Source organism: Streptomyces sp. HSW2009, assembly GCF_040240285.1.
Classification (GTDB): Bacteria; Actinomycetota; Actinomycetes; order Streptomycetales; family Streptomycetaceae; genus Streptomyces.
The window spans coordinates 1-12,335 of record NZ_JBEHZD010000202.1 but is presented as its reverse complement, the minus strand read 5'-3'; the positions used below and the strand labels follow the sequence as shown (position 1 = coordinate 12,335).

Annotated in this window: 7 protein-coding genes; 3 read left to right on the top strand and 4 right to left on the bottom strand. The window is 74.3% G+C overall.

Annotation, left to right across the window (positions count from 1 at the left end):
- Together AAHZ94_RS16810 and AAHZ94_RS16805 are read left to right on the top strand one after the other, a co-directional pair.
- A partial coding sequence (locus AAHZ94_RS16810) for a D-alanyl-D-alanine carboxypeptidase (RefSeq protein ID WP_349993711.1) occupies positions 1–2,495 on the top strand: 2,495 nt, incomplete at its 5' end.
- A gap of 690 nt (positions 2,496–3,185) precedes the next feature.
- The gene (locus tag AAHZ94_RS16805) at positions 3,186–4,913 is read left to right on the top strand and encodes a DUF8823 domain-containing protein (protein ID WP_349993710.1); all 1,728 of its coding nucleotides are present in this window, start codon (positions 3,186–3,188) and stop codon (positions 4,911–4,913) included.
- A 117-nt stretch (positions 4,914–5,030) separates the two neighbouring features.
- Here AAHZ94_RS16805 and AAHZ94_RS16800 read toward each other — a convergent pair whose 3' ends face one another.
- Both AAHZ94_RS16800 and AAHZ94_RS16795 read right to left on the bottom strand, forming a co-directional pair.
- Positions 5,031–6,608: a glycosyltransferase gene (locus AAHZ94_RS16800; RefSeq protein ID WP_349993709.1), complete on the bottom strand. Its 1,578-nt coding sequence runs from the start codon at positions 6,606–6,608 to the stop codon at positions 5,031–5,033.
- Positions 6,605–7,513: a MerR family transcriptional regulator gene (locus AAHZ94_RS16795; RefSeq protein WP_349993708.1), complete on the bottom strand. Its 909-nt coding sequence runs from the start codon at positions 7,511–7,513 to the stop codon at positions 6,605–6,607. The genes AAHZ94_RS16800 and AAHZ94_RS16795 overlap by 4 nt, the downstream gene beginning before the upstream one ends.
- Positions 7,514–8,071: 558 nt before the next feature.
- Here AAHZ94_RS16795 and AAHZ94_RS16790 point away from each other — a divergent pair.
- On the top strand, positions 8,072–8,503 hold the full coding sequence (locus AAHZ94_RS16790) for an OsmC family peroxiredoxin (protein WP_349993706.1): 432 nt from the start codon (positions 8,072–8,074) through the stop codon (positions 8,501–8,503).
- 284 nt (positions 8,504–8,787) lie between these two features.
- On the opposite strand, the gene recQ is transcribed toward AAHZ94_RS16790, so the two are convergent.
- Complete coding sequence (recQ, locus tag AAHZ94_RS16785; protein WP_502964694.1) at positions 8,788–11,112, bottom strand: DNA helicase RecQ; 2,325 nt, start codon at positions 11,110–11,112, stop codon at positions 8,788–8,790.
- 401 nt (positions 11,113–11,513) lie between these two features.
- On the bottom strand, positions 11,514–12,335 hold an 822-nt coding region (locus AAHZ94_RS16780), incomplete at its 5' end, for a trypsin-like serine peptidase (protein WP_349993704.1).

The following is a 12,335-nucleotide window of genomic DNA, read 5'->3' as shown; positions in this document are numbered from 1 at the left end:
TGCTCTCCGGCGCCGGCATCGGCCCCGAGGCCCGGGCCGCCGCGCGCGCCGCGAGCGTCGCCTCAGGTGCGAACGCGGCCCGGGCGGCCCGCGCCGCCGCCGAACGCGCGGACGCGGCGGACGACGCACCAGCCGGCACATCCGGCGGTGCACCGGACGACACGGCGGACGACGCAGCCGCGAGCGCGAAGGGAGCGAAGGGCGCGGCGGCCCCGTCGAAGAGCGCAGCCGCGGCCGGCGCGGGCTCCGGAAACGCCTCCGAGAGCGACGCCGATGGCGATTCCGCTTTGGGTTCCGCTTCCGATGTCGGTACGGGCGCTGCCGCGGACTCGGCCGTGGACCCCGGTGAGGGGTCGGCGACGGGTGCGGCCGGTACGTCGGCCGACCGGGCCACGGCCGTGTTCGGCGCGTTGCGCGCCACCGACAAGCGCGCGGGCGCGGGCGCGTCCGGCGGGCGCAACCGGTCCGCCGAGGCCCAGACCGGTGCCGACGCGGAAGCCGGCGCCGTTGCCGACGACGACACCGACGGGACCACTGACGGGACCACCGGCGGGGCAGCCGCCGGCGACGACGCCAAGGCCCGTGCCACCGTCGACAGCCCCACCTCGGTGCTCGGCATCCTCAGCCCGAGGGACCTGCCGGCCAAGGGCGCGGGCGCCAAGGGCAAGGGCCCGGCAGCACGTACGACCGCAGCGGCAGCCACGAGCGCAGCCGCAGCCGCTGATCGAGGCACAGGCACGGACGCCGACGCGGACGCAGCCGCCGACGCAGCCGCGGCTTCGAAGGCGAGCCGCGCGGCCGGTGGCGTCACCGCTGACCGTCCGACGACCGCGTTCAAGGCGCTGCGCCCGTCGGACACGCCGCGTACCGGCGGCGGCGCGGCCACCGACGACCGGGCGGCCGACGAGGACAGCGGCAAGGACAACCGCAAGGGCAAGAGCCGGGGCAAGGGCGCGGCCACCGGCGCCGCCGGCGCGCCAGCCAAGAGCGGGAGCGGCGAGCGGACCAGCCAGTTCGTACCGCTGCGGTCCGCCGACGACGAGCGGTCGGCGCGGTCCGCTGTGGCCGGCGCACGGGCCGAGGGCGCGGCCCCGGCGGAGTCCGGCACCGTCCCCGAGACCGAGCGCACCAAGCAGCAGCCCGTACTGCCCGCCGCCGCGGCGGCGGGGGCCAAGCCGGGCATGGAGCCGACGGTCAAGGAGGGTCCGTCGGCACCGCTCGACCTGTTGGCGCAGCTCACCAACACGCCGCCGCCCCCGCAGACGCTGACCCGTACGGTGCTGCGCCGGGTGAAGATCTGGACGCCACTGGTCCTGATCCTCGCCGTCGTGTTCTGCGTGGCCCAGTCGTTCCGCCCGCTGCCGACGCCGGAGCTCAAGCTGACGGCGAGCGACAGCTTCACCTTCGATGGCGCCAAGCCGTCGATGCCCTGGCCGGTCAAGGGGCAGGCGGTCATCGACGTGGAGGGGCTCGGCAGCCTCGGCACGTTCGGTGAGCAGAAGCCCGCACCGATCGCGAGTGTGGCGAAGGTGATGACCGCGTACGTGATCATGCGCGACCACCCGATGAAGTCCGGCAGCGACGGGCCCAAGATCAGGATCGATGCCAAGGCCGCGGCGGACGCGGGCAAGGACGCGGACGGCGAGTCCGTGGTCAAGGTCGAGGAGGGCGCGGAGATCACCCAGCGCGAGGCGATCGAGGGCATCATGATCGCTTCTGCGAACAACATCGCCCGCCTGTTGGCCCGCTGGGACGCCGGTTCGGAGCAGGCGTTCGTGCAGAAGATGAACGAGGCGGCCAAGAGCCTGGGCATGGCCAACACCACCTACACCGACCCCAGCGGCCTCAACGCCACCACCGTCAGCACCGCCACCGACCAGGTGAAGCTGGCCAAGAAGGCGATGGACGACCCGATCTTCCGCGAGGTCGTCAGGATGCCGAAGTACACGGACAGCCGGGGCGACGAGCACGGCAACTGGAACCGCCTCGTCCCGTTCAACGGCGTGGTCGGTATCAAGACCGGCACCACCACCAAGGCGGGCGGCAACCTGGTGTTCGCGGCCGAGAAGGAGATCGGCGGCACCACGCAGTTGATCATCGGCGCGGTGCTCTCGCAGCCGCCGGCCGTGAGCGACAACTCGATCCTGACCGCTGCGCTGGACGCCAGCAAGGCGCTCATCCTGGACGCCCAGAAGACGCTCCAGGCGCGCAAGGTCGTCAAGAAGGGCGACGTGGTCGGCGAGGTGGCCGATGGTCTCGGCGGCACGACGAAGGTGGTCGCGGCCAAGGACGTGACGGCCGTCGGCTGGCCCGGGCTCACCGTGGACCTGAAGCTCACGGACAACGGCGAGAAGCTGCCGCACACGGCGGACGCGGGCACCGAGGTCGGCACTCTGACCGTGGGCAGCGGCCCCGGCCAGGTCAAGGTCCCGGTCACGCTCCAGAGCGACCTCGCCGAGCCGTCCTTCGGCTCCAAGCTGGTCCGCATCACCTGATCCGCATCACCTGATCTGCATCGTCTGATCTGCATCACCTGGTCCGTACGACGTCCGTATCCGCACGACATCCGTACGACCTGGCTCGGACCATCCGATCCGCGTCACCCGTTCCGTACCGCCTGGCGCGCGACACGGCCCCGCACGGGCCAGGGGTCACGGGCCGCGGGTCGCCGGGTGACGGGCGACGGTGCCGGGTGACGGGCGCGGTGCCGGCAGCACGCCGGGGCCGCGCCCGTCGCGTACGCGCGGCCTGGGAGCGGTCATGTGCCGGTCGTGTGCGGGCTGTGTCCGGGTGGTGCCGACCCCGTGACCCCGGGGCCGGGTCAGTGGTGAAGAGTTGGCGAATGCCGAGGTCACGACGGTGACTGAGCCGGTTGGTGGGGCCGGGGCGTGCTAGCGTCGCCCAGGCCCGTCGGGCCCCTGCCGCATGCGCCCCATCGCGAACCAGCGCGCGAGATCCGGGTGGCAGACCGACCCGGAGAGCATTGAAGATGGGGATGACCCTCGGGGAAGACGGGGAGAGCCGCAGTGACCACCGTTGATCAGGCGCGCGCCGAGCAGGACGGGGCGGACGCCGCGGGTGACGCGCGTACCACGGGACCGATACGCGTACCCGAGCAGCGAGGGCCGGGGGAGGACGAAGGCGGCTCGGCTGACACTCGGGAGCGGCCGGCCATGCTTCGCCGAATGACCCGCGCGCTGTGCCATCCGATCCCGGCCGCACTGATCGTCGCCGGCCTGCTGCATCTGGTGTGGGTGTTTGCAGTGGCCAACGGCGGCGGCGACATGGCCGCACAGGACGCCTGGGCCGAATTCGCGCTCCAGCACCCGGGTTCGGCGTACAACCTCGCCTGGTACGGCGGCATGCACCCGGTCTCGTACAGCGTGGTCTCGCCGTACCTGATGGCCGTGCTCGGTGTCCGCACCACCATGGTGATCGCCGGCACCATCTCCGCCGGCTTGGTCGCGCTGCTCCTGGTGCGCAGCCGCGCCGTGCGCAAGCCGCTGTGGCCCGCGCTGTACGCGACCTTCGCGCTGGTCTGCAACGCCGTCTCGGGCCGGGTGACGTTCGGGCTCGGCACGATGTTCGGGCTCGCCGCGCTCGCGGTGATCTTCGCCTGGCCCACCCGCTGGCGCTCCACCCGGGCGCTGCACCGGGTGCTGCGGTGGCTGCTGGCGGCCCTGCTCGCCGCGCTCGCCACCATGGGCAGCCCGGTGGCCGGCCTGTTCGTGGGCATCGTGGCGGCGGCGCTGTGGCTGACCAAGCGGCGCTGGGCCGCGTACGCGCTGGGCGTCACGCCGACCATCGTGGTGGCGCTCTCCTCGTGGCTGTTCCCGTTCTCCGGCGAACAGCCGATGAGCCTGTGGTCGGCGATACTGCCGTTCCTGTGCGGCGTGGGGGCCGTGGTCTTCTGCCCGCCGCAGTGGCGCACGGTGCGCTTCGTCGGCGGCCTGTACGCGCTCGGCGTGTTCCTCGCCTGGCTGATCCCCTCGCAGATCGGCAGCAACATCACCCGGCTCGGCATGCTCTTCGGCGGTGTGGTGCTGCTGGCCGCGCTGCCCGAGTACCGCCTGCCGTCCCGCGCCGACCTGCTGCGCAGCGGGCGCAAGTGGGTGGCGCTCGCGACCGCGGTGGTCGCGGTGACGGTCTGGCAGGGCTTCAAGTCCATCGACGACATCATCAACACGAGGCCGTCCGCCGCCTGGGCCAGGGAGCTGGCGCCGCTGCTCGACCAGTTCGAGAAGATCGACGCCAAGCAGGGCCGGGTCGAGGTCGTACCGGCCAAGAGCCACCGCGAATCCTCCGCCCTGCTGCGCTACGTCAACCTGGCGCGCGGCTGGAACCGGCAGGCCGACCTGGAGCGCAACCCGCTCTTCTACGACGGCTCGATCACCCCGCACAGCTACCGCACCTGGCTCTCGCGCTGGGCCGTGCACTACGTCGTGCTGCCCGCGGGCAAGGTGGACAACGCGGGCGAGCAGGAGGCGGAGCTGGTCCGCGACGGCCTGCCGTACCTCCGCCTGATGTGGTCCAACGCGAGTTGGAAGCTGTACGAGGTGGAGAACCCCACTCCGGTTGCCGAGCCGCCGGGCAAGTTGATCAGTGCCGAGCCCGACCAGCTCACCATCACCGTCAAGAAGGCCGGCCCCGTCCTCATCCGGGTGCCGTACTCGCCGTGGCTGGGCCTGGTGGACGCCAAGGGCAAGAGCATCAAGCCCCCCAAGTCCGACATCGAGGGCGGCGTACCGGTCAACCTCAACGGCTGTCTGACCAAGCGGGTCGTGCCGGCGAAGGACGGCCAGCCGGAGGACGAGTGGACGGTGCTGCACGCGCCGTACGCCGGTACGTACTACGTCGCGGCCCCCTACCAACTGCCGCGCGGCACGCCGTGCCCCGACGACATGATGGAGTAGCGCGCTGCGGGGCGTGCCGTGTCGTGCGCTCCGGAACGCGCCGGGCCGCCCGTGCGCCCGCCGTGTGTTGCCCCGCGCCGCCCGCGCCGTGCCGGGCGCCGGCCGTGACCGCCCCGGTCACCGCACCGTCCCGCGCCCCGTAGCGAGCGCGGCGACCGCCCGTACCACCGCGCCCGTGCCGTCTTCGGTCGCCATCGCCGCCGCGAGCCGGCCCGCGCCCGTGGTCAGGGCGGGGTCGGTGACGGCCCGGGTGATCGCCGCCGCCAGCCGGTCGGCGGTCAGGTCCGCGAACGGGAGCGGGGGCGTCGCCGCGCCGCGGGCCGCCAGCCGGGCGGCCCAGAACGGCTGGTCGGCCAGGACCGGGACCGGCACGCTGGGGACGCCGGCCCTGGCCGCTGCCGCCGTCGTGCCCGCGCCCGCGTGGTGCACCACCGCCGCCATGCGCGGGAAGAGCAGCGCGTGCGGCACCTCGCCGACGGTCAGCACGTCGTCGCCGTGTGCCGCAAGACCCGCCCAACCCGCCTGCACCACGCCGCGTACGCCCGCGGCCCGCAGCGCCCGCCGGGCCACCTCGCTCAGCCGCTCGCCCGCGCCGCCGCCCATGCTGCCGAAGCCGACGAACACCGGGGGCGGGCCGGCCCGGAGGAAGTCGGCGAGGCGGGCGGGGAGCGCGGCGTCGGCCCGCAGCGGCGGCCCCCCCCCACCCCCCCCGACCAGGGCCCCCCCCCCCCCCCCCCCCCCCCCCCCCCCCCCCCCCCGCGCCCCCCCCCCCCCCCCCCCCCCCCCCCCCCCCCGGGGGGGGGGCCGCCCGGGGGGCCGGCGGGCGCGCCGGGCGGGGAGCGCGGCGTCGGCCGGCAGCGGCGGCCACCAGGCACCGACCACGTCCTGGCCCGCCCGCCAATCCGCCGGCCGGGGCACCAGCGCCGCGCTGAACCCGTACAGCACCGGCCAGCCGGCCGCCTCCCGCTCCCGGCGCACCGCGCGTCCGGTCGCCGCCGGCAGGGCCAGCCCCCGCCGCAGTTCGCGGACCGCGTCCGCGTGGATGCGGTCCACGACGCGGAGCGCGAGCCGCCCGGCGGCCCGGTTGCCCCAGCGGCCCAGCGACCTGGTGGGGCCGACGGCCGGCGGGAACTCCCCGGTGGGGGCGACCGGCTGGAGGTAGAGGCCCATGCTGGGGGCGCCGAGCGCCTCGGCGACGTGCCAGCCGAGCGGTGCGGTGCTGGTGGAGAGCAGCAGCAGGTCGGCGCCGGGCCGCGCCGCGTCGACCAACCCTGGTGCGAGCCGGTGTACGAAGTCGGCCGCGACCCGCAGCACCTCGGCCCTGCCGGTCTTGCCCGCCGCGCCAGCCCCGCCGGTCTTGCCTGCCTCGCGCGAGGTGGGCCCTTGGGCGGGGCCGAATGGGTGAACCGGGGCGTCCCCGAGGGTGTGACCGGGGGTGTGCTTGAGGGGGTGACCGGGTGGGTGCTCGGGGGCGTGGCCGGGCGGGTGCTCGGGTGGGTGGGAAGCACGGGCTCCGGTACGGCGCGGGTCGGCGGCCAGCGGGTGGAAGCCGAGGCCGTGCTCGGCCGCTGCCGATGCGTACGGGGCGTGTGTGGCGAGCGTGACCTCATGGCCTGCGGTGCTGAGCCGGGCGCCGACCGCGAGGTAGGGCACGACGTCGCCGTACGAGCCGGCGGCCGTAATCAGGATCTTCATCGGCCGGCGGCTTCCCTCTGCTGTCCTTGGTGCTCCTGTTGCTGCTGTCCCTGCGGCTTCCGTTGCCTCTCCTGTTCCTGTTCCTGCTCCTGTTGCTGTTGTCCCTGCTGTCGCGCGTTGGCGTGCACTGCCGTGTGCAGGTACGCGGCGAGCCCGGGCCGCTGCTCGACGACCGGTACGACCAGGGCGAAGGCGCGGGCATCGGCCAGGTAGTCGTCGGCGATGCGTCGGTGCATCTCGGGCGGGCAGGGCGCGAACCAGCGGCCGACGTGCTGCCGGTGCTCCTCGGCGAGCGCCAGCACGGGCGGGCCGTCGGCGGCGGCACCCGCGTCGAACGCGGCCAGCAACCGCCCCCGCCACTCGGCCGCCTCCACCATGAGCCGACGCCAGTCCTCCTTGCCGTGCCCGGCGGCCCTGGCCATCGCCTCCCGGTACCCCGTGCTGTCCCCCCACTTCAGATGCGCCTCCGTCGCGTAACTCAGGTCGAAGGCGACGTCCCCGAACACCTCGAAGCGCTCCTGCGGCGTGAGCTCCACACCGGTGCGCTGCACCTCCATGGCGTGCTCGGCGACCTCCACCATCCGCTGCAACTTGGCCATCTGTGCGGACAGTTGGCGGTGTCGGGCGCGGAGCGCGTCGAGCACGCTGGCCCCGGGGTCCCGGACGAGGGCGGCGATCTCGCCCAGCGGGAAGCCGAGTTCGCGGTAGAAGAGGACCTGTTGCAGCCGGGCCAGGTCCGCATCGCTGTAGCGCCGGTACCCGGCCGGGCTGCGCCCACTCGGCGACAGCAGCCCCGCCGTGTCGTAGTACCGCAGCGTACGCACCGTCACCCCGGCGAAACCGGCGACCTGCCCCACGGAATATCCCGTGAAACCCCTGGCCGAATCGCTCGTCGAACCACTCATGAAACGCCCCTCCTGTCCGCCCCAAGCCTGCGCCGTGACGCGACGTAAGGGTCAAGGGAGGGTGGGGGTGGGGTGGGAGGTGGAGTTGAGGGGTGGGGCGGGAGTGAGGGCTGTGAGGGGTGAAGTGGGGAGCAGCGAGGGCTGTGAGGGCGGAGGAGGGGGTGAGGGGGGTGAGAGTTGAGGGGGGTGGAAGTGGGGGAAGGGCGAGGGCTGAGGGGCGTGAGGGTGAGCGGCGCTCCGTACGCCGCGGGTCGCACCGCCGTGCCCATGCGTCGCGGGCCGCACCGCCGAACCTGTACGTACTCGCGCGCGGGCCGCACCGCCGTGCCCGCCCGCCGCGGGACCGCACCGCGTTGCCCGTACGGGTCGGGGCCGTCGGCGGGCCGCGCCACGCGTTCGTGGCCCGTGCACCACGCGTAGCCCGTACGCGGCGATGCCGGCCACGCCCCGTACGCCACGTGTTGCCCGTTCGCCGGACGAGCGACGGCCTCTGCTCATGCCGCGCCCCTAAGCTAGGCGGCGCACACCGCTTTTACGCCGAGATCCGGGAGCACCCGCATGGCAACGACGCGCACCGCCAAGACGCACTGGGAAGGCAACCTGCTGGAGGGCAAGGGCACCGTCGCCCTGGACTCCTCCAAGATCGGTACGTACGACGTGAGCTGGCCGGCCCGCTCCGAGGCGCCGAACGGCAAGACCAGCCCGGAGGAGCTCATCGCGGCTGCGCACTCCTCCTGCTACTCCATGGCCTTCTCGCACGGCCTCGCCGGCAAGGGCTTCACCGTGGAGTCGGTGGACACCCAGGCCGACGTCACCTTCCAGCCCGGCGAGGGCATCACGGGCATCGTGCTGACCGTCAAGGCCCGCGTCCCCGGCCTGTCCGAGGAGGACTTCCAGGCCGCGGCGGCGGACGCCAAGGCGAACTGCCCGGTCAGCCAGGCCCTGGCCGGCGTCAAGAACATCACGCTCCAGGCCGAACTGCTGGCCTGACCTGGCTGGCTGGGTGGCCGGTCGGCCCGGTCCCGCTCGACACCCGCTCCGGCGCAAGCCCGGCCGGTGGTGTCGGTTGGCCCGGGCGGAGCGGCGCCCGACGCGCCGTGGTCGCTCCCCGATGGGCCCGGACTCGCACGATGAGTCCGGGCCCTTCCGCGTACGAGTTCGCTACGAGTTCGCCACGGGGCCGCCGCCCGGCCCTGCGGTGGTGCGCCCCATGATCCCGTACGCGCCCCCGCACACCCCTACACGTCGTACGCCCCTACACCGTCCTCGCCCCCCTACATGTCCTCGTCCCAGAACGGCGGCTCCGGCTCCGGTTCCTCGGCCGACCAGTCGTAGCCACCCGGGTCGGCGGCCTGAGCCCCCGAGTGGCCGGCAGTCTGACCGCCTGCCTGGACCCCCGCCTGACCCCCTGTCCGGCCGCCCGCGGTGCGCCCCGCACCGGCCGCTCCCCGCGAGCCGCCGCCCGTGCTGCCTGTCCGGCCGGCACCGCGGCCGGTACCAGCGTCGGCCCCGGAGGCAGGTTCCGCGGCCTCGCCCGCACGGGCGTCCGCGCCCGCTCCCGTACCCGCGTCCGCCGTGCCCGCGTCACCGCCACCCGTGCTCAGCGCACCCTCGCCGCGCAGCTCCGCCAGAACGTCCAGGACCGGCTGCCCGTGCTTGGCGAGCTTGTTCTCGCCGACGCCGGTGACCGTGCCGAGTTCGTCGAGCGTGCTGGGGGCGAGCGTGGCGATCTCGCGCAGGGTGGCGTCGTGGAAGATCACGTACGCGGGCACGCCCAGCTCCTTGGCGGTCGCGCCGCGCCAGGCCCGCAGCCGCTCGAAGACCGGCACCGCGGACTCCGGCAGGTCGACGGCCGGGGCCCGGCGCGAACCGCCGCCCTTCGGCTCGGACCTGGTGGCCCGCTTGGCCGGCTCCGGGTCGCGCCGCAGCGGCACCTTGCGCTGGCCGCCGAGGACCTGACCGCTGAGCTCGGTGAGCACCAGCGTGCTGTACTCGCCCTCCACCGTCAGCAGCTCCTGAGCCAGCAACTGCCGTGCCACACCCCGCCATTCGGCCTCACGCAGCTCCGTGCCGATGCCGAAGACCGACAGGGTGTCGTGGTCGTGCTGGATGACCTTGGCGGTCTTCTTGCCGAGCAGGATGTCCACGATCTGCCCGACGCCGAACTTCTGCCGCCGCTCGCGGTCCAGCCGCACCACCGTGGACAGCAGCTTCTGGGCGGCGACCGTGCCGTCCCAGGAGTCGGGCGGGGACAGACAGGTGTCACAGTTGCCGCAGGGCTTCGACTCCTCGCCGAAGTACGCGAGGAGGCGCACCCGGCGGCAGTCGACCGTCTCGCACAGGGCGAGCATCGCGTCCAGGTGCGCGCCGAGCCGCCGCCGGTGCGCGAGGTCGCCCTCGGAGCCCTCGATCATCTTCCGCTGCTGGACGACGTCCTGGTACCCGTACGCGAGCCAGGCCGTGGACGGCAGCCCGTCACGGCCGGCGCGCCCGGTCTCCTGGTAGTAGCCCTCGACGGACTTGGGCAGGTCGAGGTGGGCGACGAACCGCACGTCGGGCTTGTCGATGCCCATCCCGAACGCGATGGTCGCGACCATCACCACGCCGTCCTCGCGCAGGAACCTGGCCTGGTTGGCCGCGCGCACCTGCGGGTCGAGCCCCGCGTGGTACGGCAGCGCGTCGATGCCGCTGCGCACCAGGAACTCGGCGGTCTTCTCGACCGAACCGCGCGAGAGGCAGTAGACGATGCCGGCTTCGCCCGGGTGCTCGTTGCGCAGCAGATGCAGGAGTTGCTTCCGCGGCTCGTTCTTCGGCGCGATCCGGTACTGGATGTTCGGGCGGTCGAAGCTGGCGACGAAGTGCCGGGCGTCCTTGAGGTTGAGCCGTACCGCGATCTCCTCGTGCGTGGCCTCGGTGGCCGTCGCCGTGAGCGCGATCCGCGGCACCGTCGGCCAGCGCTCGTGCAGGGTGGAGAGGGCCAGGTAGTCCGGGCGGAAGTCGTGGCCCCACTGGGCGACACAGTGCGCCTCGTCGATGGCGAACAGCGAGATCGTGCCCCGCTGGAGCAGCCGCAGCGTGGACTCCGTACGCAGCCGCTCCGGCGCGAGGTAGAGCAGGTCGATCTCGCCGGCGAGGAACGACGCCTCCACGACCTGCCGCTCTTCGAAGTCCTGCGTGGAGTTGAGGAATCCGGCCCGTACGCCGAGCGCCCGCAACGCGTCCACCTGGTCCTGCATGAGGGCGATCAGCGGTGAGATGACGACGCCCACGCCCGGGCGGACGAGCGCGGGGATCTGGTAGCACAGCGACTTGCCGCCGCCGGTCGGCATCAGCACGAGCCCGTCGCCACCGGCGACGACGTGCTCGATGATCTCCTCCTGCTGACCGCGGAACGCGTCGTAGCCGAAGATCCGGCGCAGCACCTCGGCGGCCCGCGAACCGGCCCGCCCGCCGGCGCCGTCCGCCGCGGGGCCGGCCCCCGGGGCGTCGGTCCCTGCTGGGTCGCCGGCCCCGCCGGGCGCATCGGCGGCGGGCACGTCGGACGCTCCGGGCGCCGCGAAGGCGCCGCCGAGGTCGTCATCGAGGGGAGGGGGAGTCATTCGTGCATTCTACGAGGGGAAGGGGTACCCCCGGAGGTTATCCACAGGCACCCCGGCTGGCTGTGGACAGTGCCTAAGAACGCCCTGGTGGGGCGGTTCTGGCGGCCCCCAGGACCCCGGCCGCCCCTCCCTAGAGCCGCCGGATCGTGGGGGCGCGGCTCCGTGGGGGGCGGCCCGGTGGCTTCGCCCGGTCTACGGAGGGGCGGCCCGAGTGGCTCCGTACGCGCCCCGCCGCGTACCTCCGCTGGGGCGGGACCCCGGTGGGGCGGAGCCGTGCTGGAACGGGGCCGGGGATGGGCAGCGGGACCCGCAGGGACGGGACCCGCTCGGGCGCGCGCCAGGACGCGACAGCCTTCACCGCCCGCCCGGGCGCCCCGTCCAGAGGCAGAGGCGCGAGCCCTTCACCGCCCGCTCGGCCGCCGGCTGACCGCGTCGAAGACCTCCCACGCGGCGCGGCCCAGCCGGGGGCCGGCCAACCAGGTGTGGCGGGTGGCGGCGATCGCGCTGTTGGAGACGAGGACGGTGGCGCCGTCGCGGTCCACGAACCAGCCGCCGCCGGACGCGCCGCCGGTCATGGTGCAGCCGACCCGGTACAGGCCGGGCGCGCGCCGGGCCGGTGCGTACCGGCCGGGCGGCCCCGTACAGCGGAACATCCGCGCCCCGTCGTAGGGGTCGGCCGCCGGATAGCCGTACACGCTGACGCCGCTGATCCGGTCGGCCGGCGGCGCCCCGAACCACACGGGGACCGCCGCGCCCACCGTCTCCTCAAGCGAGGCGCCCCCGCCGCCCTCGGGCCGTACGCGCAACACCGCGAAGTCGTACGCAGAGCCCGCCGCGTCCCCGTGCGCCCCGCCGTGCCGCAGCCAGCCGGCCGAGGTCTGCGACCAGTCGGCCCACCACACGCCGTACGGGCTCACGTCCTGCGGCGGGGCCGCGCCGACCCGCCCTGCCGCGCGGCCCAGGTCGTTGTAGGCCGGTACGAAGACGATGTTGCGCATCCAGTTGCCGCGCGCCCCGGAGTGCACGCAGTGGCCCGCCGTCCACACCAGGTTGGACCTGCCGGGCCGGGCCGGGTCGCGCACCACGGTCCCCGAGCAGACCGTCGGCCCCTCGGGGCGGTCGAAGAAGACCTTGCCGACCGGCGCCATCGCACGGTGGTACGGGCGCGGCACCTGTCGCGCGGTGACCGGTTCCGGCGCCGGGGCGGAGCCGCCGGGCGCCCG